Here is a 20,679-nt window from a genome sequence, read left to right as displayed (position 1 = left end):
CCGGCGCGCCGGGGCGCKGGGCGCGATGCNGCTGSKGGAYTGTGGGGGSGGCTGGCGGGGGCGATTTCTGCTGGYCAGAAAKRAACCGGGTGGGGGGGGGGTGCCGGGGGGCGRGCTGMCCCGCCGTTATGTTGACGAGGCGGGCTGGCTGCATCAGGCCCTGGCTGAGCGTTGTGAGCGTGTGGTGTTTACCGTGGCGGGTTTGCCGATGGTTCTCAAGGGGAATGCGCTATGAGTGAGCAATGGTGGCAACAGGGCTGTCAGGCGCTGGATATACCGGCACGCAGCAAGGCCCAGGCGCGCCAGCAGCAGCTGACCAAACCGGCCGGCTCGCTCGGTCAGCTGGAGCAGTTGGCCATCGAGCTGGCGGCGATGCAGGGCAGCCAGCGGCCGCAGGTCGAGCAATTGTGGATCAGTATTTTTGCCGGCGACCACGGCGTGGTCGCCGAGGGTGTATCGGCATTCCCCCAGGCAGTTACCGGGCAGATGCTGCGCAACTTCGTCGGCGGCGGCGCGGCGATCAGCGTATTGGCCAAGCAGCTGGGCGCGACGCTTGAGGTGATCGACCTGGGCACCGCGCTGCCGCTGGAGCCGCTGCGTGGCGTGCGTCATCTGCATATCGGCGAGGGCACGCAAAACTTCGTCCAGGGTCCGGCAATGACCGCCGCGCAGTTACTTATGGCCCTGGATGCCGGTCAGGCCAGCGTGCAGCGCGCCCGCGAAGCCGGCAGCCAGCTGTTTATCGGTGGCGAGATGGGTATCGGCAATACCACCGCCGCCACGGCCATGGCCTGCCTGCTGCTGGAGTGTCCGGCGCTGGATCTGGTCGGCCCGGGCACCGGTCTGGACCGCGCGGGCGTGACGCATAAAGCCGAGGTGATTGAGATCGCGCTGGAGCTGCATCGCTCGGCGATCAGCGAACCCATCGACATCTTGCAGCGCCTCGGCGGCTTCGAGATTGCTGCGCTGAGCGGTGCCTATCTGGCCTGCGCCCAGCAGGGCGTCACCGCCCTGGTGGATGGTTATATCTGCAGCGTTGCCGCCTTGCTGGCGGTACAGCTGAATCCGGCTTGCCGTGAATGGCTGCTGTTTGCCCACACTGGCGCCGAGCCCGGCCATCAGCGGGTGCTCAAGGCGCTGCAAGCCGAGCCGCTGCTCGACCTGGGCCTGCGTCTGGGCGAGGGCAGTGGTGCTGCTCTGGCCGTGCCGTTGCTGCGACTGGCCTGCAGCCTGCACAACGATATGGCCACCTTTGCCGAGGCGGAGGTGGCCGAGCGCCCTGCATGACGGTTTATCTGGAATTGCTACGTCATGGTGAAACCGAGTTGGGCGGCGGCCTGCGCGGCAGCCTGGACGATGCCCTGACCGAAACTGGCTGGGCGCAGCTGCGCGCGGCGGTGGCTGACGGCAGCCGCTGGGATCGGTTGATCAGTTCACCCTTGCAGCGCTGCGCGCGGTTTGCCGAAGAGTTGGCAACGCAGCACGGTGTACCACTTAGTCTGGAACCGGATCTGCAAGAGCTGCATTTCGGCGCATGGGAAGGGCGCAGCACTGCCGAACTGATGCAGACCAGCGCAGAAGACTTGGGCCGTTTCTGGAGCGATCCCTATGGCTTTACCCCGCCCGAAGGCGAGCCGCTGCTGGCCTTCGAGGCGCGGATATTGGGCGCATTGCAGCGCTTGCAGGCCCTGCATGCCGGCGAGCGCTTGCTGCTGGTCACCCACGGTGGGGTGATCCGCCTGCTGCTGGCGCGTGCCCGTGGCTTGCCGCGCAATGATCTGCTGCAGGTACCGGTCGGCCATGCCGAGCGCTATCAACTGTGCCTGGACGAACAGGGGCAGTTGTGGGAACGCGCATGACCCCCTGGTGGATTGCCCTGCAATTTCTTACCCACCTGCCGGTGACCCTGGCCGGCATGCCGACGCCTGAGCAGATCGGCCGTTCGCTGTTGTTCTATCCGCTGGTGGGGCTGTTGATCGGCTTGTTGCTGCTCGCCGCGCAGCAACTGTTGGGCGATAGCGCGTTGCTGCTGCAGGCCGCGCTGCTGTTGACGCTGTGGGTGGGCATCAGTGGCGGCCTGCATCTGGATGGCCTGGCCGACAGCGCCGATGCCTGGGTTGGCGGCTTTGGCGATAAGCAGCGCACCCTGGCCATCATGAAAGACCCGCGCAGCGGGCCGATCGCAGTGGTGGTGCTGGTGCTGCTGTTGCTGCTCAAGTTCGCCGCCCTGGTGGCCTTGCTGGAGATCGGCTCCGGGTTGCTGCTGGTACTGGTGCCTTGGCTGGCGCGCTGTCTGCTGCCGCTGTTGTTTCTTACCACGCCCTATGTGCGGGCCGGCGGCCTCGGTCAGGCATTGGCCGAGCATCTGCCGCGCCGGCTACTGCCCTGGGTACTGGCCGCCAATGCGCTGGCCATGTTGCTGTTCGGCTGGCCGGCGCTGCTCGCCTTACTGGTATCTGGAGTGGTTTTCCTCTGGCTGCGCGCGATGATGCTCAAACGTCTGGATGGCACCACCGGTGATACCGCCGGAGCCCTGCTGGAAATAGCCGAGTGCGCGGTGCTGGTGGCGTTGGCCTGCTAGCGTGTAAGGACAGCAAGACGTAGCAGGGATGTATATGGTGCGCAGGCCGTTTTACTCGACGCTGTTGGCGACGTTGCTTGGGGCCTTGCCCTGTGCCGGTGTATTGCAGGCCGAGGAGCTGGTATGGGGCGTTGTGCCGATTCCGGGTGCCTTCAATGTGCGCGATGGTCAGGTGGTTGATGGTGTGCTGTTCGAGGCCATGCAACTGCTGGCTGCACGCCTGCCTGAGCTGCAGATGCGCTATGAGGTATTGCCCATGGCCCGCGTCGAACAGCGCATGGGCGAGCAGGGCGAAATGTGCAGCAGTGGCCAGCTGCAGAGCCCCGAGCGCGATCAGCTGGGTTACTTCGTACCCTATGTGGCGACCACGCCGATTCATGTGCTGGTACGCAGGCAGACCCTGGATCAGCTGCTGATCGAAGACGGCCAGGTCAGCCTCGACTGGCTGTTCGGCAATCCCTATCTGCGCGGCGCTTTGGCCAAGAGTCGGGTCTACCCCGCGCCGATTCGTGAACGCCTGCTCCAGGCTCACGCCGAAGGCCGCATCCCCGAGCTGGGTGGCAGCCTGGCGGGGGAGAATCTGCTGCTGATGGTCAGCCATCACCGTCTGGATTATGTCTTCGATTACCCGGTGATCTACACCGAGGTAATGCGCCATTTCAGCCTCAGTGATGCGCTGGTCAGTGTGCCGCTGCGGGAGAATGCTGAACTGGTGACGGTGGGCATCTATTGCTCACGCACACCATGGGGCGCGCGCATGGCTGGGCGTCTCGATCAGGCCATTCGTGAGCTTTCGGCCGCCCCCGCCAGCACCCTGGCGATCTACCAGCGCTGGTTGCCGCCTGAGGTATACAGCCACTACCACGAGCAGTTGCTGGCGTTCTTCGCCCAACGCGCCAGTGCCGCACCGCTGCTGTTCGATTAGCCGGCGTTTTCAACGCAGGATTGCCCACGCAGGTGGTTTTTTCAGCGGCCTGTTAGCCGATGGTCGGCTTGCCGGCATGCCTAACTCGGGGTGCAATCTGTAGCACTGGATTGCCGAACAGCTGTAGCTGTTACCTGAGCGGGTAGCGGTATATACCTGCGCCCTATTGCCGATTTCTCGATAAGCGGGTCGCTACCCGTAAAGGACAACCTATGACTTCGCTTTGGCGCACCAGTGGCTGGATATTGCTGGGCGCATCTCTGGTCCTGGCGCTGTCGCTGGGCATTCGCCATGGCTTTGGCCTATTCCTGCCGCCGATGAGCGCCGAGTTTGGTTGGGGGCGTGAGGTGTTCGCCTTCGCCATTGCCTTGCAGAACCTGATCTGGGGGCTGACCCAGCCCTTTACCGGCGCGCTGGCTGATCGTTTTGGCGCCAAACGTACGGTGATTGTCGGCGGCATTCTGTATGCCATTGGTCTCGGTTGCATGGGCCTGGCCGATTCGCCGATGAGTCTGTCGCTGAGCGCCGGGCTGCTGATCGGCATCGGCCTGTCCGGCACCTCATTCTCGGTGATTCTCGGTGCAGTGGGTCGCGCCGTACCGATGGAAAAACGCAGCATGGCCATGGGTATCGCGGCGGCGGCGGGCTCCTTTGGCCAGTTCGTCATGCTCCCCGGCACCCTGGGCCTGCTTAGCTGGCTCGGTTGGTCGGTGGCGCTGATGGCCTTGGGGCTGCTGGTGGCATTGATTGTGCCGCTGGCGGCAATGCTCAAGGAAACGCCACTACCGCTTACCGGTCAGGAACAAACCCTGGGTGAAGCGCTGCGTGAGGCCTGCAGCCATTCCGGTTTCTGGCTGTTGGCATTGGGCTTTTTTGTTTGCGGCTTTCAGGTGGTGTTTATCGGCGTGCATCTGCCGGCCTATCTGGTCGATCAGCATCTGCCTGCACTGGTCGGCACCACGGTGCTGGCTCTGGTCGGCCTGTTCAATATCTTCGGCACCTATATCGCCGGCTGGCTGGGCGGGCGGATGTCCAAACCGCGCCTGCTCAGCGCGTTGTATCTGGCGCGTGCGGTGGTGATTGTGGCGTTTCTTATGACGCCGCTGACGGTCTGGAGCGCCTATGCCTTTGGCGTGGCCATGGGCCTGTTGTGGTTGTCGACGGTGCCGCTGACCAACGGCACGGTGGCGACCATGTTCGGCGTGCGTAACCTGTCGATGCTTGGCGGCATCGTCTTTCTGTTCCATCAGCTGGGGGCTTTTCTCGGCGGCTGGATGGGCGGCTATCTGTATGACCATACCGGCAGTTATGATCTGGTCTGGCAGATTGCCGTGCTGCTCAGCTTGCTGGCCGCCGCGCTGAACTGGCCAGTACGCGAGCTGCCCGTGGCACGCTTGCAACAACAGGAGGCGAATGCATGAATACCGACTACGGCTGGAGCACCGCGCTGGTAATGGGCGGCATGTTGGCCCTGGGCCTGGCCTGGTGGGGCTGGCTGCAAAGTGGTCTGGCGTTTCTGCAGCTGGGTTTGGGTGTTTGCTGAAGTCATCAAGGTGATCCGTATGTGGCGTTTTTCCCTGCTGGTAGTCGTCCTGCTAAGTGCCTGGGTTGGCCCGGCGCAGGCCGCCGAATGCCCGGCGTTGCTGCAGGGCGAGGTGCAGAAGCTGCGCAGCGAGGAACGTATCGACCTGTGCGCGCAGTTCGCCGGCAAGCCGCTGATAGTGGTCAATACCGCCAGCTTCTGCGGCTTTACCCCACAGTTCAAAGGCCTTGAAGCGCTCTACCAGCGCTACAAGGAGCAGGGCCTGCAAATCCTCGGTGTACCTTCCGATGACTTCCGTCAGGAAGCTGACAGCAGCGAAGAAACTGCCAAGGTCTGCTACGTCAATTACGGCGTGACCTTCCCGATGAGCGAAACCCAGCGGGTTACCGGTAGCGATGCGCTGCCGCTGTTCAAGGAGTTGGCCGCGCAAAGCCAGGCGCCGCGCTGGAATTTCTCCAAGTATGTGATCGACGCCCAGGGCAAGGTGATCGCCAGTTTCCCTAGCAGTACCACCCCGGATGATCCGGCATTCCTGGCCGCCGTAGAGCAGGCGATTGCTTCGCAGCGTTGACGCCGGTGGGTTAGCGCCTCACCCATCTGGGCGATAGCCCACCTCCCAGTACCTCCTTAGAGTTGTGAGTACGCCGGACGCAGTTTCCCGGCGTGCCAACAAGAAAAATAAGGAGGCACCCATGCGTCGCGTTATTACTACTGCTCTAGCTGCCGTTGCCCTGGTCGGCGCGGTTGAGGCTCAGGCCAACTACACCAAGACCAAATACCCGATCGTGCTGGTACACGGCGTAACCGGTTTCAACACCATCGGCGGTCTGATCAACTACTTCCACACCATTCCCTGGAACCTCGAGCGCGATGGCGCCAAGGTCTATGTGGCCAGCGTTTCGGCGCTTAATGACAGCGAACAACGCGGCGCCGCACTGGCGCAGCAGATCGTGTCGTGGGCCGGGGCCAATGGCGGCAAGGTCAATCTGATCGGCCACAGCCAGGGCTCGCCAACCTCGCGCGTTGCTGCCTCGCTGCGCCCGGATCTGGTGGCCTCGGTGACGTCGGTCAACGGCGTCAACAAAGGCTCGAAAGTCGCCGACGTACTGCGTGGCGTGATCCCGCCGAACAGCGCCATCGAAGGCGGTGCCAATGCCCTTGCCAATGCTCTGGGTGCGGTAATCAACCTGCTGTCCGGCAGCAGCAACCCGCAGAGCGGTATTGATGCGCTGAAAACCCTCACCACGGCAGGTACGACTGCGCTGAACGGTCGCCATCCGTGGGGTGTAAACAGCAGCAGCTACTGCGCCAAATCCACCGAAGTACACAACGTGCGTGGGCACAACATCCGTTACTTCTCCTGGACCGGTAATACCTCCTACACCAACGTCTTCGATGCGGTCGATCCGTTCCTGGCTATCACTGGTTTGGCATTCGGTAGCGAGAAGAACGATGGTCTGGTTGGCGTCTGCTCCACCTACCTGGGTCAGGTGATCGGTGATGGCTACAACATGAACCACGTGGATGCGATCAACCACCTGTTCGGCATTCGCGGCTGGACCGAGCCGGTTTCGCTGTATCGCCAGCATGCCAACCGCCTGAAAAACAAAGGCGTCTGACCGTCGCACCAGCGGGCTGCGCCATGCAGCCCGCATTTTGGAGGTCATATGGCCCTGTCGTTGCGCTCAACTGTTCCTCTCTTGCTACTGGCCGGCAGCGTTGCCGGCCTTACGCTTTACTGGCAATGGCCAGCCACTGCTGTAGCCGTCGCGCCTGTTGCAGCGGTTGCCACTACGGCTCCTCTTACCATCGCACCGAGTCCGCTGTTGCCAGCCGTCAAGCCAGATACCGCTACTGCTGGCGCGCCTGCCAGCCTGCCGGGTTTGCAAGGCACTGAAGTGGATGGCGAGCTGAAGGCGGACAGCGCCGGCAATCTGCAGCTGAATCTGGCGCTGCGCGATTACCTGGATTACTTCCTCAGCGCCGCCGATCAGGCCGGGCTGGAAACCGTGGTGGAGGCCATGCTGGCCGATGCACGCGGACGTTTGCCGGAACCCGCCCTGGGCCAGTTTATCGGTCTGCTGGGCGACTACATGGACTACAAACGCGCCAGCCTGGCGCTGCTGCAGCAACCCTTGAGCGCTGCTCAGCAAAGTACCCCGGATGGCCAGCTGGTTGCCTTGCAGCGAGCCTTCGAGCAGTTGGCGCAGCTGCGTCGGACGCATTTCTCCAGCGCGGCGACCGAAGCCCTGTTCGGCGCCGAGGAGGCTTACGGCCGTTACACCCTGGATAACCTGGCGCTGATGGCCCGTGAAGATCTGAGCGAGCACGCCAAGGCTCTGGCGCAGGAGCGTTTGCGCGCTCAGCTACCCGAAGCCATGCGCACCAGCGAAGAGCGTCAGGCTCAAGCCCAGGCGTTGCAGGTCCAGACAGACAAGCTTTGGCAGGAGGGGGCCAGCGAAGAGCAGGTGCGCCAGCTGCTTGCCTTGACCTATGATCCGCCCACGGTCGAACGCCTGCTCAGCGAGCAGCGCAACGAGCGCGCCTGGCAACAACGCTATGCCACCTACCAGCAGGAACTTGCCGCCTTGCAGGGCAATGGCCTCAGCGCTGCGGATCAGCAGCAGGAGCAGCAGCGTTTGCGCCAGCGTCTATTCAGCGCTGAAGATCAGCATCGGGTGGAAACCTATGACGCTATTGCCGCCAAGCAGCAGGACAGCCAGTCACCTGAGTTGTAAGCCATGAGCCTCGAGCGTCAGGAGTCCCTGCTGTTGACGCAACAGCGCCGCGGCTACCGCCGGCTGCATTTTACTGGCGTGCTGGAAGACGAGTTTGTCGAGCACCGGGTGCAACGAATTCGCCGCCGCCTGCTGCTGATCATCAGCACTGCGGTGATCTTTCAACTGGTCTACACCGTCCTCGATCTATTGCTGCTCCCCCTCAACGCCAGCCTTGCCACCCTGCCAGTGCGGATGCTGGGTATATGCGGTGCGCTGTTGTCCTTCTTCTACTGTCGCCGCCCCCAGAGCCCGCCGCGACGCGCCTTGCTGGTCTATGTGGCTGCTTATGCCCTAAACGGTGTTTGCGTCGCAGTGATCATTCATCTGTGCTGGAGCCTGGGCGTAGCCATGCCCTATGACGGGTTGTTTCTGGTGCTGCTGTTTGGCTACGTGCTGCTGGGGGTGTCGTTTCGCTCCGTCAGCCTGGCGTCTTGGGGTGTGTGCGGACTGTTCCTCTGGATGGGGCTGATTGCCACAGGGGGCAGCGTGGCGCTGGGTTATCAGGGCTTGTTTCTGTTTTGCGCCAATCTGATTGGCAGTGTTGGCGCCTACCTGCAGGAGCACGGTCAGCGCGGCGCCTGGCTCAACCTGCGTTTGCTCGATCTGGCGCGGCAGCGCGCCGAAGCTGACGATGCACGCAAGCTGCGCCTGCTGGCGGCCGCCAGCCATGATCTGCGCCAACCGCTCAACGCCATGGGCCTGTATGCCCAGCACCTGCTGGAACAGAACCAGGACCCCGGTGTACACCGCATCAGCAGCCGCCTGGCGATTGCCGTGGAGCAGCTCAGCCGACTGTTGCAGTCGCTGTTTGATTACACCCGTCTGACCCTGCCCGGTGGTGTGCAGGCCAAGCCGGAAGTGTTTGCCTTGCGCCCCTTGCTGGCGCGCCTGAGCGGTGAAAGCCGCGCCGAGGCCGACGCCCAGGGTGTCGAACTGCAGCTGCAATGCGCGGACCTCTGGGTGCGCAGTGATCCGCTGCTGCTGGAGCGAGTGCTGCGCAACCTGCTTAGCAACGCCTTGCGCCATGCCCAGGCGCGGCATGTCTGGCTGCATGCCCGTATCGAGCAGGGCGTGGTGCAGCTGGAGGTCGGTGACGACGGCCAGGGCCTGAGTGAAGAAGAACAGAGCCAGGTCTTTGAAGAATTCCGCCAACTGGATAACCCTGGGCGTAATGCCGAGCGCGGCCTTGGTCTGGGCTTGGCCATCGTTCAGCAACTGGCGCAGTTGCTGGGGCATCCACTGCGGCTGGATTCGAGCCCAGGCGCGGGCGCACGCTTTATCCTGCAACTGCCGCAGGCTGAAGCCGGCGAGTGGCAAGCACCAGCAGCCGTTGCCGCGGCATTGAGCGGACGGGTGTTGCTGCTGGAGGATGATGCTGCAGGGCGCGAGGCGCTGTCCGGTTTGCTGCAGCGTTGGGGTTGCGAAGTCTGGGCCTGCGCCGATCCAGCCGAGGCCTTGCAGTGTCTGCCCGAGGCGCAGCCGCAGGTGCTGATCAGCGACTATCGGCTAGCCGCCACCGAGGACGGTTTGCGTGTTATCGAGCGCTTGCGCGAGGAGGCCGGACGCATGCTGCCGGCCTTGCTGATTACCGCCGACGTCAGCGCCGACCTGCAGGAGCGCTGCACCCGCGCTCATGTCACCTTGCTCGGCAAGCCGCTGCTGCCTGCTCGTTTACGTCAGGCCTTGGCGGTGTTGTTACCCGCCAATGCTGCGGATAGGAGCTGTTCAACGTCTGCGAGCTAGAGACTTGCAAGGCAAAAGCAGGCGAGGAAGCGGAGTTTACTGGTGTAAATGAGCATTCCGAGCCTGGTTTTAACGCAGCTGGGCCGACGCGCAGCAGGCGTTGAATAGACTCCTACAGCCAGCCCCGTTGCCGCGCCGCACTAACGCAGGCAGTCCGGGTATGTACGGAAAACTCCTGAAACAGTGATTTCAGATGGGTTTTCACCGTGTCTTCGGAGACGCCCAGCTGACGGCTGATGGACTTGTTCGGCAAGCCTTCGGCGAGTAGCTGGAGGATTTCCATCTGCCGGGGTGTGAGCTGCGGTTTGTCGCCAGTCTGCGGTGCGGGCAGGGTTTCTCCCAGCAGTACGCGGGTTACTGCCTGGCGCAGTACATCGCTATTGGCACTTTTCGGGATAAAGCCCAGTGCGCCGGCTGCCAGTGCGGCTTGGGCGTCCAGGTTGGAGTCGCTGGCGCTAAGGATCGCCACTGGGGTCATGCGGCCTTGTTGTTGCCAGCGTTGCAGCAATTCCAGGCCTGGCATATCAGGTAGGCGCAGGTCGAGCAGAATCAAGTCGAAGGTGGCGTGTTGCAGGCAATCTTCGGCGGCGGCAGCGGATTCGGCGGTGCGAATCTGCAGGTCGGCGCAGAGCGGGGCGAGTGCCAGGCTAAGGCCGTCGAGAAAGATCCGGTGGTCATCCACCAGCAACAGGCTGAGCTGTTCGGGCAAGTCAGTGCAGAGTGCAGTCATAAGGGCTGTCTCAGGCGGCGTTATTATTTTTGTGGGCGCCGCGCGAGTTTAACCCAAACCGCTGGTTGAATTAGAAGCGGTATGTCACTTGTGCGCCCAGGCCGTGGGCAGTGTTTTTGTAGGTTGCGCGGTAGTCGTCCTTCTCGATATCGGTGTCGTCTTCCATCAGGTAGGAGTAGGCCAGATCGATGGTCACGTCTTCATTCGGACTCCAGGCCGTGCCCAGGCTGATGATCGTGCGGTCACCGGTGGGGATGCGTGGCGAACGGTCGACGTTATTGGTTGGCGACTGGTCTACCGCCAGGCCCGCACGCAGGGTCCACTGCGGGTTCAGCTTGTAGGCAGCACCGACGGCGTGAGCCCAGGTGTCGTGCCAGTTCTGCGGCTCGCTGATGCTGGTCAGGCCGGGAGCCAAGAGGCCACCTACGCCTTTGTTATCGGCGCGGATTTCTTCCAGACGGCTCCAGCGCGTCCAGGTGCTGCCGGCATAGAGGGTCCAGTCGGCATTCAGCTCGTGGGTGACCGAGAAATCCACCGATTCCGGGGTGGTCAGCTCCAGTGACGCATCGTAGGTGCCGGCCGAAGTTGCAATGACACCTGGGCCAGTCACCGTGGTCTCGCCCTTCAGGCGGTAATCCACCTTGGAGTGGTAAGTCAGGCCGAAACGCGTTTGTGGGGTGATTTCAAACAGCACGCCGACGTTATAGCCCAGCGCCGTGTCATCACCCTTGATTTTGACCTTGCCATCACCTCCGGGGAATGGGTTTTCGATGGCTGAGGTCAGCTCGCCGTCGATGCGGTTGATGGTTGGGCCAAAACCGATCGACAGTTGCTCGTTGAAGCGATAGCTCAGGGTCGGCTGCAGGGTAATTACCCGCACTTCGCTGCGGTCGCCGTGATAGCGGCCCTGGAAGTTGCGTTCGTAATCGGTCACCAGGCCGAACGGTACGTACAGGCCCAGGCCGAAGCTCCAGTTGTCGTCCAGCGGTTTGACGTAATAACCCATGGGCGCGCCGATAAACGGCACCATATCGCCGTCATTGCTACCGCTGGCAGAGCCGCTGGCGTTGTCGATATCAGTTTTCGCGTGGATCAGCGCAATGCCACCGCTGACTTGTTCGCGCTTGATGCGTGCCATACCGGCCGGGTTGCCGAATACGGTGCTGGCGTCATCGGCGGAGGAGGAGCGGCCGGCGAAGGCGGTGCCCATGCTGCTGACGCTTTGTTCGTTGATGGCAAAACCACTGGCAAAGCCATGGCTGGCGGCAGAGGCAAGGGCAAGGGACAGGCAGGTCTTGACGACTCTTCTAGTCACGGAGGACTCCTAGGTTTTAGCGGGGGGCGGAAACTAGCAACTTTCCATGACCCTTGCCAAGCCTTTGGAGTTCCCGAGATAGAGCGGTTTATGCTTTTAATGTGGCGCTAATTTCTGCTAACTGCGCTGAAGTTGTCGGACAATTCAGGTCGGATTTTGCGCTTCAGGCCACTTGGCTGAGGCTGCCGATGCAGCGTTGCCAGGCGGCGATAAAGTCCTTGGTGCGGCCGTGGGGCCTGAATACCCGGCGCCAGACCTGCGCCATGCCGAGCAGATCATCGGCGGCCGGTAATTCGCGGTGTTCGGCTTCGATCAGCATCCAGGCAATCGCCGTGGCGTAGCGCAGGTTGACGGTCAGTTCCAGGTGCGGCGCGGCGAGGAAGGCATGCTGGCTGGCGAGGCCGCGTACTTGGCTGGCGAGGTCCGGGTCCAGCGCCAGGTGCTGATCCCAGAGCTGCTGGTGGCGCAGTGCAGCGATGCGGTAAAGGCCGTGGCCATGTTTGTCATCGAGGGCTGAACCGAGCCCGGATTGGCTGGCGGCGGCTCCGAGCAACAAGGCTTCGGCGACGGTGGAATGGCGGCCCAGGTAGAGCAGGGTAGGGCGGATGACGTACTGGCTTAACTCGCAGGCGGCAATTCCCATAAAGCCCTCGGCGGTAAGTGACCGATGGGGCCGGGGCGCTGGCAGCTTCGACTTATTCTGATAAAGGCCCCACCGGGAGCGGGGTTAGCCGCTCATGTTGAAGTGTAGTGCGACCTTTTCACTGTAAAGGGCTGTTTTTAAATTGTTTTCGGCTTTCGGTTATTGCCTATATTCCAGTTGGTGCTTAACCACGGCTGGCGGGCGATACCCGCACGGCCAGCCTGCACGAGCTGAAATCAGTCGCCGGTAGCCACCGGGCGAGCAGGGTCAGTGATCCATTCGCTCCAGGAGCCGGCATACAGCTGTGCCAGTGGATAGCCGGCCAGGCACAGGGCGAACAGGTTATGGCAGGCGGTTACGCCCGAGCCGCAGTAAGCGACCAGCTCGCTGGCCGGGCGCTCGCCGAGATGTGTAGCAAAGCGCTGGCGCAGCTGCTCTGGGCTGAGGAAGTGGCCGTCGCTGTCGAGGTTGTCCGTAAACGCCGCGCACTGCGCGCCGGGGATATGCCCGGCAATCGGGTCAATCGGCTCCACTTCGCCTCTGAAGCGCGGCAGGCCGCGGGCATCCAGCAGGGTCAGTTGGCTATCGCCGAGGCGCTGTTGCAGCTGAGCGGCGCTCACCAGCAGGCTGGCATCGGCGTTGCCACTGAAGGTGCCAGAAGCCTGTGTGGGCAGGTCCTGAGTCAATGCGCCGCCGGCTTCGCGCCAGGCTTTGAGGCCGCCATCGAGCAGGTACACGCCCTCACGTTTGCCCAGCCAGGCCAGCAGCCACCAGGCGCGGCTGGCAAAGGCGCCGGGGCCGTCGTCGTACAGCACCACTTCGCTGTGATGGTTCAGCCCCCATTCGCGCAGGCGCTGCAGCAGTTGTGCAGGCTCCGGCAGGGGATGACGGCCGGTGATGCCTTTGTGGATCGGCCCTGAGAGGTCGTGCTCCAGATCGGCAAACTGCGCGCCGGGGATATGCCCGTCGGCGTAGCTGCGCTGGCCGTAGGCGAGATCATCCAGGGCAAAGCGGCAATCGAGAATCAGCAGGTTGGGCTCATCAAGGCGGCGCTGCAGCTGGGCGGCACTGATCAATTGGGCGAGGGGCATGCCAGTCATCCTGTGGGCAAAGGGAAAGGAGCAGCCGGCATCATAAACCCTGGCGTTGGGCTGTCGAGACGCCGCGTACAGAAGAATTTCTGCCGACAGGGCGCTGCATCTTTGTCGGTTTATGGGCATGCTGCATGCCCGTTTTGTTCTGACCCAGGTTGCCGTAAGCCATGAAGCGTTTTGTATTGCTCGATACCGCCCCGATTCCCGATGGCTCGGGCGCTCTGTGCCTGTTCGAGTACGGTGAGGATTTTGTGATCAAGATTGCCGGCGGCGATGGCGGTCAGCTGATGAACACGCGCATGCATGGCTCTGAAGATGCGCTGGCGGCGATTCCCTGCAAGAAGGTCGCAGGGCGGCCGGACTCGCGGGTGCTGATCGGCGGCCTGGGTATGGGCTTTACCCTGGCGGCAGCATTACAGAACCTGGGCAAGACCGCCGAAGTGGAAGTGGCCGAGCTGGTGCCTGGGGTGGTGGAATGGAACCGCGGCCCGTTGGGCGCCAAGGCCGGTTACCCGATCCTCGATCCGCGTACCCGGGTAATTCAGGACGATGTTGCCAATTGCCTGAAGAGCGCCGATCAGCGTTATGACGCAATCATGCTGGATGTCGACAACGGCCCCGAAGGCCTGACCCAGAAGCGCAATAGCTGGCTGTATTCTGCCCAGGGCTTGCAGCGCTGCTACCAGGCATTGCGCAACAAGGGCGTGCTGGCGGTGTGGTCGGCCAGTGCCGACCTGGTATTCAGCGACAAGGTGCGCAAGGCCGGTTTCAAGGTGGAGGAAGTGCAGGTTTACGCCCATGGCAACAAGGGCACCCGGCACACCATCTGGATCGCCGAAAAGATCAAATAGGCCAATACCGGACATTAAAAAGCCCGCGCAGCTAAGCAGTTGCGCGGGCTTTTTTGTGCTGATGGCTTAGCGGATTTTCAACTTACCGATCCGATCATTATCCAGGCTGCCAAAGTACAGATAATCGCCCACCGGCTTGACCGAAGTGATCATGCGTAGGTGGGTGCCGCTGGTGTCGTGCAGGCTTTGGGTGATTTCGCCTTGTTCATTGAGGGCGATGGCAAAGCCGTAAGGCACGGCCTTGGGCCAAAAGGCGCGTGGCAGTTTGGCCAGCTGCGATTTTGCCCAGGGCGAGCGGTGCAGCATGTCGGCATCGGCTTTGCGCGGGGTCGGCAGGGCCACCCAGAAGGTGCCGTTGCGGTCGCCCTGCAGGTTGTCCGGCAGGCCCGGCAGGTTGTCGATAAAGATGTCGTGGGTGCCGGCCTTCTCGCCGCTCAGCCAGTAACGGGTGATGCGGTAGCGGTAGGTTTCGTTAACCAGCACGAAGTCTTCATTGGCCGACAGCGCCACGCCGTTGGCGAAGTACAGGTCCTTGAGCAGCACCTTGGTTTCGCCAGTAGCCGGGTTGTAGCTGAGCAGGCGGCCATGGGGGCGGGCTTCGAGCAGGTCGAGCAGATAGTCCGGCTGTTCGAAACGCTGACTGGCATCGCTGAAGTAGATGGTGCCGTCGCGGGCGATATCCAGATCGTCGGTGAACTTGAAGGCTACGCCTTCGGCTTCGGTGGTCAGTACCTTGATCTGGCCCTGGGCGTCGATGCTCAGCAAGCCCTTGTAAGCGTCGGCGACGATCAGGTTGCCGGCGGCGTCAAAGTCCATGCCCAGCGGGCGGCCTTTGGTGTCGACAAAGGTTTCCACGCTGCCATCGGCTTTGATCCGCACGATCTTGCCGTCATGCAGGCCAGCGTACACCAGGCCCTGGGCGTCTACGGCAGTGTCTTCCGGGCCATGCACCTGGCCGCGGCCGAGCAGTTCGGCCTTCATCAGCGTGTCGTTGGGTTCCAGTACGCCGGTCATCGGCGGGATGGCCGGGGCTTCCCAGGCCAGTGGATCAATCGGGCTGGGTGTGACGGCGAGGTAGATCGCCGCCGCAGCAATCAAGGCCACAAGCAGGCCAAGCAGTTTCTTCATTTTTTTATTCCCTGTGATGAAGGTAAGCAGATGCAAGCGCCGGCCAGATTACAGGGTTCATTCGCATCTGTGATGCCCCGGGGGTAAATGGCCGGCAAATGCCCGGCACAGTGCCTGGGCATATATACTGCGCGGCATTCTTGATGGGAGAGCTGTGTGGCGATTGATATTCAGTGGATTGGTGATGACGCCAGCCTGGCGCAGCATTGTGCAACTTGGCGCACGCTGGCGTTTGTGGCGGTCGATACCGAGTTTATGCGGGTCGACACCTTTTACCCGATTGCCGGCCTGCTGCAGGTCAGCGAGGGCGAGCGGGCTTACCTGATCGATCCACTGCTGATCAGCGACTGGGCTCCCTTTGCCGATCTGCTGCAGGATCCTGCCGTGGTCAAGGTGCTGCATGCCTGCAGCGAGGACCTGGAAGTCTTTCTGCGCCTGACCGGCAGCCTGCCCACGCCGCTGTTCGACACCCAATTGGCGGCCGGCTATCTCAACCTGGGTTTCTCCATGGGCTATTCGCGCCTGGTGCAGGCGGTGCTGAATATCGAACTGCCCAAGGGCGAGACCCGCTCCGATTGGTTGCAGCGGCCGTTGTCGGCCACCCAAGTCAGCTATGCGGCCGAAGACGTGCTGCACCTCGCCGAGGTGTATGCGCAGCTCAAGGCGCAGCTGTCTGCCGAGAAATACGCCTGGGTGCTGGAAGACGGCGCCGAGCTGGTCAGCAACCTCTGCCGCGAAGTCGACCCGGAGCTGGCCTACCGCGAAGCCAAGCTGGCCTGGAAACTCAACCGACAACAGTTGGCCGTGCTGAAAGCGCTGTGCACCTGGCGTGAAGGTCAGGCGCGCAAACGCAACCAGCCGCGCAACCGGATTATCCGCGAGCATTCGCTGTGGCCATTGGCGCGCACCCAGCCGGACAACTTGGTGGCCCTGGCGCGGATCGAGGACATGCACCCGAAGACCGTGCGCCAGGACGGCGAGTTTCTGTTGCAACTGATCAAGCAAGCCGCAGCCACCCCGGCTGAAGAGTGGCCTGAAGCCTTGCCCGAGCCATTACCGCTGGACGCTGCATCGCTGCTGAAAAAGCTGCGCGCCATCGGCCAGCGCGAAGGCGAGCGCCTGAACATCGCCCCGGAGCTGATGCTGCGCAAGAAAACCCTCGAAGCCCTGCTGAAAACCGGCTATCCGAATGGGCCTTACCAGCTGCCGGAGTCGCTGCGCGGCTGGCGGCGTGAATTGATGGGCCAGGCGCTGCTTGATTGCCTGGCTGCAACCGGAGAGTCCGCGTGAAACGTATCTGTTCAATCTACAAAAGCCCGCGCAAGAGCGAGATGTATCTCTATGTGCTGCGCAGCGATGGCCTCAAGCGCGTGCCGGAAAACCTGCTGCTGGCCTTCGGCCCGCCGGCCCTGGCCTTCGAGATGGTGCTGACGCCCGAGCGCGTGCTGGCCCGCGAAGACATCCACAAGGTGCTGGCCAACCTCGACGAGCAGGGCTACCACCTGCAGATGCCGCCGCCGGAAGATGAATATATCGAGCATCTGCCGGATGAGTTGCTGCGCCGTAACGACCCGATGTAACCGCCATGCCCGCCACTGCGAGTGCCCCCTATGCGTGTGTTGATTGCCGAAGCCGAACACGGGCTGTATGCCGAGTTACTGCGCGAGCAGGCACCGGAGCTTGAGTTATGCGGCAGTGATCGGCCGGCCGAGTTAGCCAAATACGCCGAGAGCTGCCCGCTCTGGCTGGGCCAGCCGGATATGCTTGCGCCCTTGTTGCGTCAGGGCCTCCGGCCGCAGTGGCTGCAATCGACCTGGGCGGGCATTACGCCGCTGCTGGCCAAGGATTTGCCAACGAATTACGCGTTAACCCGCGCCGTAGGCATCTTCGGCCAGGTGATGGTCGAATATGTGCTGTGCCATCTACTGGCCCACGAGCGCCAATTGCTGGCGCGCTTGGCCGCCCAGGTCGAACAGCGCTGGGACAATCGTCTGCCGCGCAGCCTGGCTGGGCGCAAAGTGCTGATCGTCGGCACCGGTGATATCGGTCTGAGTGTGGCGCAGTTTCTGGCGCCGTTCGGCATCGAGCTACTGGGCATCGCCAGCAGTCCGCGCAATCTGCCGCCGTTCCGTCAGGTCTTCGGGCTCGACGAGCTGCCGAGGCTGGTGGGTGAGGTCGATTACCTGATCAACCTGCTGCCGGATACTCCGGCTACCCGTGATATTTACGATGCAGCGCTGTTCGCCGCCTGCAAGCCCAGCGCACTGTTTATCAATGCCGGGCGCGGTGTGGCGGTGGTCGATCAGGCGCTGGTCAGCGCCTTGCAACAGGGGCTACTGGCGGGCGCGGTGATCGATGTTTGCCGTGAGGAACCGTTGCCCGCCGGCCACCCATTCTGGGATGCGCCGCGTCTGCTGCTCACTGGCCACAGCTCGGCACCGACGGACCCGCGCCTGCTGGTGCAGCTGTTTGTCGATAACCTGAGGCGCTGGCAGGCCGGTCATGCACTGCGCGGGCACGTGGACTTTGTTCGTGGTTATTAATTAACCATTCGGCTCGTCGCCCTTGGCCGTTGTTGCCCCAGCCGCTAGACTGCCGGCCTTTTCGCCCCTCACTGTATCCTCGCCATGGCCGCCAAAGTCGAACCCTTCTGGAAACGCAAAACCCTCGAACAGCTGGATCAGGACGAGTGGGAATCGCTGTGCGATGGCTGCGGCCTGTGCTGCCTGCAGAAGCTTGAGGATGAGGACGATGGCAGCGTCTATTACACGCGCATCGCCTGCAAACTGCTGGACCTGCAGACCTGCCGCTGCACCGACTACAGCAACCGGCGCAAATTCGTCGCCGACTGCATCCAGCTCACCCCGGCCCAGGCCGACCAGTTCCAGTGGCTGCCGCCGACCTGCGCCTACCGCCTGGTCAGCGAAGGCAAGGATCTGCTGCTCTGGCACCATCTGGTGTGTGGTGACCCGGAGCAGGTGCACAAGCAACGCATTTCCCAGGCTGGGCGCATGCTCAGCGAAAACAGCGTGGCCGAAGATGACTGGGAAGATCACATGATCTTCCGCGCAGGCTGAGTGGCCCAGCAATCGGTTTGAACCTTGCCCGGCAACCTCAGCCTAAACTCGTCTGGATCAATGACTGCCTCATGGAGCTTTTCTTATGCTGATTCGCCGTCTGTTGCTGGCTACCGCCTTGCTGAGCCTGAGCACGCCGCTGTGGGCGAAGAAGGTCGATCTGGATTATCACGTGCGCTTTCTGCCGGACACCGAAGAGGCTGAAGTCAGCCTGATTCTGGAGGACGGCGCGCCGGTGATCAGCCTGGCCTTCAACCTGGGTGAGCAGGGCGTTTACAGCGACTTCAAGGCCGACGGCCTGTGGACGCAGAACAGCGCCGAGCTGGGCACCTGGAAGCCGGGCAAAGGCAAATCGACCCTGAGCTACCGCGTGCGTATCAACAATGAGCGCAGTGCTGGACGTTTTGATGCGTTGATCACCAAGGACTGGGCCCTGCTGCGCGGCGATGACCTGGTGCCGGCGGTCAAGCTGCGTCAGGAAGATAAAACCGAGTTGGTCTCGCGTCTGCAATTCGACCTGCCCAAGGGCTGGGAGAGCGTCGAAACCGGCTGGCCGCGTATCGGCAAGAACAAATTCCGCATCGACAACCCACAACGCAAATTCGACCGCCCGACGGGCTGGATGGTGGCGGGCAAGATCGGCACCCGTCGCGCCAAACTGGGCGAAACCGATGTGACCATCACCGCTCCCGTGGGTGAGGGCATGCGCCGCATGGACGTGATGACTCTGCTGACCTTTATTTGGCCGCATGCCCAGGAAGTGTTTCCGCGCGACCCGGCCAAGCTGTTGATCGTCGGCGCCGGTGACCCGATGTGGCGCGGCGGCCTGTCTGCGGCCAACTCCTACTACATGCACACGGACCGTCCGCTGGTCAGCGAGAACGGCACCAGCTCTCTGGTGCACGAGTTGGTGCATGTGTTCAGCCGGATCAAGGCGCGTGATCGCAGCGACTGGATCACCGAAGGCCTGGCCGAGTACTACGCCATCGAGCTGATGCGCCGCGCCGGTGGCCTCAGCGAGGAGCGTTACCAGAAGATCCGCGAACAGCTGATCCGCTGGAGCAAGCCGGTGGATAGCCTGCGCACCAATAACTCCAGCGGCCCGGTCACGGCCCGTGCGGTGTTACTGCTGCAGGAGCTGGATCGGGAAATCCGCCAGGCCACCAAAGGCACCACCCAGCCACGTTCGCTGGATGATGTGACCCGCGGCCTGATGCGCCTCGACAAAGCCAGCACCAAAGACTTTATCGAGATCAGCGAGAACGTCATGGGTAGCGCCTCGACGACGCTAGACAACAAGCTGTTGCGCTAGCCCACGCCCTGAGTAAGCATGCGGCGCAGTTGCCGATCTGGAGCCCCGCATGCGTCGCCTACCGTCTCTCACCGCCTTGCGCACCTTCGAGTGCGCCGCCCGGCACGCCCACTTTGGTCGGGCGGCAGCCGAGCTGTGCGTTACCGACAGCGCAGTCAGCCATCAGATTCGCCAGCTAGAAGAACAACTCGGCACGCCGCTGTTTGCCCGCGAGGGTCGTCAGGTCGTGCCAACGCCTGCTGCGCGGCGTTTGCTGCAGCGCTTGCAGCAGGCTTTCGAACTGATCGGTGAGGCTTGTGACGAGCTGCGTGATCCAGGCTCGCAGGCGGTGCTGCGTATCGCGGTAACGCCTGAGCTGGCGCAGAAGTGGCTGGTCAGTCGTCTGGCCGACTTCAGCGACCGCTATCCGCAGATCACCCTGCATCTGCACGAACAGCCGCTGGAAGCCAGTTTGCCGAGCCCGGATATTGATCTGGCGATCACCTATGGCACCGGGCCTGAGGATGCCAGTGCCTACTTCGTGCGACCGCTGCCGACCCTGCAATTCTTTCCGGTGTGCAGCCCTAGCCTGTTCAACCAGGGTGGGCTCAAGCACCCGCGTGACCTGTCTAGGCACGGTCTGCTGCACGATGATCAGGACGGCAAAACCTGGACCGCCTGGCTGACCACCCATGCTGGCGATATCCAGCCGGCGCGTCATCTTTACCTGGGACATGCCGGCCTGGCGCTGGAAGCGGCGGCGCAAGGGCAGGGCGTGGCCATGGGCGATAACCTCACCGCCGCCGAGGACCTGGCCAGCGGGCGTCTGGTGCGCCCGTTCAACGCCAGCGTGGCGGCGCTGGGGCAGTATGCGTTGGTCTGCGAACGCATACGTTTGGAGAGGCCGGCGGTGGCGCACTTCTTAGATTGGCTGGGTGATCACCTGGCTGACTGATGAATTGAATTCAGCTATTCCGC

The 20,679-nt window shown here is 62.6% G+C and carries 22 protein-coding genes and 1 pseudogene; 18 read left to right on the top strand and 5 right to left on the bottom strand.

The annotated features are described in order from the left end of the window. The 11 genes and pseudogenes from ACQ4LH_RS04660 to ACQ4LH_RS04610 form a co-directional block, all read left to right on the top strand. Nucleotides 1-235 (top strand): annotated as a pseudogene (locus ACQ4LH_RS04660) (bifunctional adenosylcobinamide kinase/adenosylcobinamide-phosphate guanylyltransferase); the annotation flags it as partial. Then, nucleotides 232-1,287 carry a nicotinate-nucleotide--dimethylbenzimidazole phosphoribosyltransferase gene (gene cobT / locus ACQ4LH_RS04655; protein ID WP_430696131.1) on the top strand — a complete coding sequence of 352 codons (1,056 nt, stop codon included), beginning with the start codon at nt 232-234 and terminating at the stop codon, nt 1,285-1,287. The pseudogene ACQ4LH_RS04660 and the gene cobT, both read left to right, overlap by 4 nt. Next, the gene (gene cobC / locus ACQ4LH_RS04650; protein WP_430696130.1) at nt 1,284-1,859 is read left to right on the top strand and encodes an alpha-ribazole phosphatase family protein; all 576 of its coding nucleotides are present in this window, start codon (nt 1,284-1,286) and stop codon (nt 1,857-1,859) included. The genes cobT and cobC overlap by 4 nt, the downstream gene beginning before the upstream one ends. Beyond that, nucleotides 1,856-2,581, top strand: coding sequence for an adenosylcobinamide-GDP ribazoletransferase (locus ACQ4LH_RS04645; RefSeq protein ID WP_430696129.1), 726 nt, complete (start codon nt 1,856-1,858; stop codon nt 2,579-2,581). The genes cobC and ACQ4LH_RS04645 overlap by 4 nt, the downstream gene beginning before the upstream one ends. Nucleotides 2,582-2,618: 37 nt before the next feature. Beyond that, nucleotides 2,619-3,506, top strand: coding sequence for a hypothetical protein (locus tag ACQ4LH_RS04640; protein ID WP_430696128.1), 888 nt, complete (start codon nt 2,619-2,621; stop codon nt 3,504-3,506). Between the two features lie 212 nt (nt 3,507-3,718). After that, nucleotides 3,719-4,927, top strand: coding sequence for an MFS transporter (locus tag ACQ4LH_RS04635; protein ID WP_430696127.1), 1,209 nt, complete (start codon nt 3,719-3,721; stop codon nt 4,925-4,927). Continuing rightward, nucleotides 4,924-5,049: a hypothetical protein gene (locus ACQ4LH_RS04630; RefSeq protein ID WP_276605884.1), complete on the top strand. Its 126-nt coding sequence runs from the start codon at nt 4,924-4,926 to the stop codon at nt 5,047-5,049. Before ACQ4LH_RS04635 ends, ACQ4LH_RS04630 begins: the two co-directional genes overlap by 4 nt. 19 nt (nt 5,050-5,068) lie before the next feature. After that, a complete protein-coding gene (locus ACQ4LH_RS04625) occupies nt 5,069-5,620 on the top strand; it encodes a glutathione peroxidase (protein ID WP_430696126.1) in 552 nt (183 codons plus the stop codon). Nucleotides 5,621-5,741: 121 nt separating this feature from the next. Further along, nucleotides 5,742-6,668, top strand: coding sequence for an esterase/lipase family protein (locus ACQ4LH_RS04620; protein WP_430696125.1), 927 nt, complete (start codon nt 5,742-5,744; stop codon nt 6,666-6,668). Between the two features lie 207 nt (nt 6,669-6,875). Beyond that, entirely contained in the window at nt 6,876-7,787 is a 912-nt protein-coding gene (locus ACQ4LH_RS04615; protein ID WP_430696124.1) for a lipase secretion chaperone, read from the top strand. 3 nt (nt 7,788-7,790) lie between these two features. Next, the gene (locus tag ACQ4LH_RS04610; RefSeq protein ID WP_430696123.1) at nt 7,791-9,572 is read left to right on the top strand and encodes a hybrid sensor histidine kinase/response regulator; all 1,782 of its coding nucleotides are present in this window, start codon (nt 7,791-7,793) and stop codon (nt 9,570-9,572) included. Nucleotides 9,573-9,684: 112 nt separating this feature from the next. On the opposite strand, the gene ACQ4LH_RS04605 is transcribed toward ACQ4LH_RS04610, so the two are convergent. From ACQ4LH_RS04605 to ACQ4LH_RS04590, 4 genes are all read right to left on the bottom strand, one after another. Beyond that, the gene (locus ACQ4LH_RS04605; protein ID WP_430696122.1) at nt 9,685-10,302 is read right to left on the bottom strand and encodes a response regulator; all 618 of its coding nucleotides are present in this window, start codon (nt 10,300-10,302) and stop codon (nt 9,685-9,687) included. A 70-nt stretch (nt 10,303-10,372) separates the two neighbouring features. Then, nucleotides 10,373-11,617, bottom strand: a complete 1,245-nt coding sequence (locus ACQ4LH_RS04600) for an OmpP1/FadL family transporter (RefSeq protein WP_430696121.1) — start codon at nt 11,615-11,617, stop codon at nt 10,373-10,375. 163 nt (nt 11,618-11,780) lie between these two features. Continuing rightward, nucleotides 11,781-12,260: a hypothetical protein gene (locus ACQ4LH_RS04595; RefSeq protein ID WP_430696120.1), complete on the bottom strand. Its 480-nt coding sequence runs from the start codon at nt 12,258-12,260 to the stop codon at nt 11,781-11,783. Nucleotides 12,261-12,496: 236 nt separating this feature from the next. Next, a complete protein-coding gene (locus tag ACQ4LH_RS04590; protein WP_430696119.1) occupies nt 12,497-13,351 on the bottom strand; it encodes a sulfurtransferase in 855 nt (284 codons plus the stop codon). Nucleotides 13,352-13,521: 170 nt separating this feature from the next. Here ACQ4LH_RS04590 and ACQ4LH_RS04585 point away from each other — a divergent pair, with 170 nt between their 5' ends. Continuing rightward, nucleotides 13,522-14,205, top strand: coding sequence for a spermidine synthase (locus ACQ4LH_RS04585; RefSeq protein ID WP_430696118.1), 684 nt, complete (start codon nt 13,522-13,524; stop codon nt 14,203-14,205). A 66-nt stretch (nt 14,206-14,271) separates the two neighbouring features. Here the strand turns inward: ACQ4LH_RS04585 and ACQ4LH_RS04580 are convergent, their stop codons facing one another. Next, nucleotides 14,272-15,333 (bottom strand): SMP-30/gluconolactonase/LRE family protein, encoded by a 1,062-nt coding sequence (locus ACQ4LH_RS04580; RefSeq protein WP_430696117.1) that lies wholly within the window; start codon nt 15,331-15,333, stop codon nt 14,272-14,274. Between the two features lie 156 nt (nt 15,334-15,489). On the opposite strand from ACQ4LH_RS04580, the gene rnd reads away from it, so the two are divergent. The 6 genes from rnd to ACQ4LH_RS04550 all read left to right on the top strand — a co-directional run bounded on the left by rnd (nt 15,490) and on the right by ACQ4LH_RS04550 (nt 20,656). Beyond that, nucleotides 15,490-16,623 carry a ribonuclease D gene (gene rnd, locus ACQ4LH_RS04575; protein ID WP_430696116.1) on the top strand — a complete coding sequence of 378 codons (1,134 nt, stop codon included), beginning with the start codon at nt 15,490-15,492 and terminating at the stop codon, nt 16,621-16,623. Then, the gene (locus ACQ4LH_RS04570; RefSeq protein WP_170048768.1) at nt 16,620-16,913 is read left to right on the top strand and encodes a YcgL domain-containing protein; all 294 of its coding nucleotides are present in this window, start codon (nt 16,620-16,622) and stop codon (nt 16,911-16,913) included. The genes rnd and ACQ4LH_RS04570 overlap by 4 nt, the downstream gene beginning before the upstream one ends. Before the next feature lie 30 nt (nt 16,914-16,943). Next, entirely contained in the window at nt 16,944-17,876 is a 933-nt protein-coding gene (locus ACQ4LH_RS04565; RefSeq protein ID WP_430696115.1) for a D-2-hydroxyacid dehydrogenase, read from the top strand. Nucleotides 17,877-17,960: 84 nt separating this feature from the next. Then, nucleotides 17,961-18,410: a YcgN family cysteine cluster protein gene (locus ACQ4LH_RS04560; protein ID WP_415755178.1), complete on the top strand. Its 450-nt coding sequence runs from the start codon at nt 17,961-17,963 to the stop codon at nt 18,408-18,410. Nucleotides 18,411-18,495: 85 nt separating this feature from the next. After that, nucleotides 18,496-19,722 (top strand): hypothetical protein, encoded by a 1,227-nt coding sequence (locus ACQ4LH_RS04555; RefSeq protein ID WP_430696114.1) that lies wholly within the window; start codon nt 18,496-18,498, stop codon nt 19,720-19,722. Between the two features lie 49 nt (nt 19,723-19,771). After that, the gene (locus tag ACQ4LH_RS04550) at nt 19,772-20,656 is read left to right on the top strand and encodes a LysR substrate-binding domain-containing protein (protein WP_430696113.1); all 885 of its coding nucleotides are present in this window, start codon (nt 19,772-19,774) and stop codon (nt 20,654-20,656) included. The last annotated feature ends 23 nt before the right edge of the window (nt 20,657-20,679 follow it).

The organism is Pseudomonas peli (assembly GCF_050563605.1).
Classification (GTDB): Bacteria; Pseudomonadota; Gammaproteobacteria; order Pseudomonadales; family Pseudomonadaceae; genus Aquipseudomonas; species Aquipseudomonas peli_A.
This window is presented reverse-complemented; position numbering and strand designations above follow the sequence as displayed.

Bases quoted from the DNA above. Each gene is read 5' to 3' on its own strand.
- ACQ4LH_RS04605 (WP_430696122.1), bottom strand. From the start codon at position 10,302: ATGACTGCACTCTGCACTGACTTGCCCGAACAGCTCAGCCTGTTGCTG.
- ACQ4LH_RS04590 (WP_430696119.1), bottom strand. From the start codon at position 13,351: ATGCCCCTCGCCCAATTGATCAGTGCCGCCCAGCTGCAGCGCCGCCTT.
- ACQ4LH_RS04580 (WP_430696117.1), bottom strand. From the start codon at position 15,333: ATGAAGAAACTGCTTGGCCTGCTTGTGGCCTTGATTGCTGCGGCGGCG.
- ACQ4LH_RS04595 (WP_430696120.1), bottom strand. From the start codon at position 12,260: ATGGGAATTGCCGCCTGCGAGTTAAGCCAGTACGTCATCCGCCCTACC.
- ACQ4LH_RS04550 (WP_430696113.1), top strand. From the start codon at position 19,772: ATGCGTCGCCTACCGTCTCTCACCGCCTTGCGCACCTTCGAGTGCGCC.
- ACQ4LH_RS04645 (WP_430696129.1), top strand. From the start codon at position 1,856: ATGACCCCCTGGTGGATTGCCCTGCAATTTCTTACCCACCTGCCGGTG.
- ACQ4LH_RS04630 (WP_276605884.1), top strand. From the start codon at position 4,924: ATGAATACCGACTACGGCTGGAGCACCGCGCTGGTAATGGGCGGCATG.
- ACQ4LH_RS04565 (WP_430696115.1), top strand. From the start codon at position 16,944: ATGCGTGTGTTGATTGCCGAAGCCGAACACGGGCTGTATGCCGAGTTA.
- cobT (WP_430696131.1), top strand. From the start codon at position 232: ATGAGTGAGCAATGGTGGCAACAGGGCTGTCAGGCGCTGGATATACCG.
- ACQ4LH_RS04585 (WP_430696118.1), top strand. From the start codon at position 13,522: ATGAAGCGTTTTGTATTGCTCGATACCGCCCCGATTCCCGATGGCTCG.
- ACQ4LH_RS04625 (WP_430696126.1), top strand. From the start codon at position 5,069: ATGTGGCGTTTTTCCCTGCTGGTAGTCGTCCTGCTAAGTGCCTGGGTT.
- ACQ4LH_RS04635 (WP_430696127.1), top strand. From the start codon at position 3,719: ATGACTTCGCTTTGGCGCACCAGTGGCTGGATATTGCTGGGCGCATCT.
- ACQ4LH_RS04555 (WP_430696114.1), top strand. From the start codon at position 18,496: ATGCTGATTCGCCGTCTGTTGCTGGCTACCGCCTTGCTGAGCCTGAGC.
- cobC (WP_430696130.1), top strand. From the start codon at position 1,284: ATGACGGTTTATCTGGAATTGCTACGTCATGGTGAAACCGAGTTGGGC.
- ACQ4LH_RS04560 (WP_415755178.1), top strand. From the start codon at position 17,961: ATGGCCGCCAAAGTCGAACCCTTCTGGAAACGCAAAACCCTCGAACAG.
- ACQ4LH_RS04610 (WP_430696123.1), top strand. From the start codon at position 7,791: ATGAGCCTCGAGCGTCAGGAGTCCCTGCTGTTGACGCAACAGCGCCGC.
- ACQ4LH_RS04620 (WP_430696125.1), top strand. From the start codon at position 5,742: ATGCGTCGCGTTATTACTACTGCTCTAGCTGCCGTTGCCCTGGTCGGC.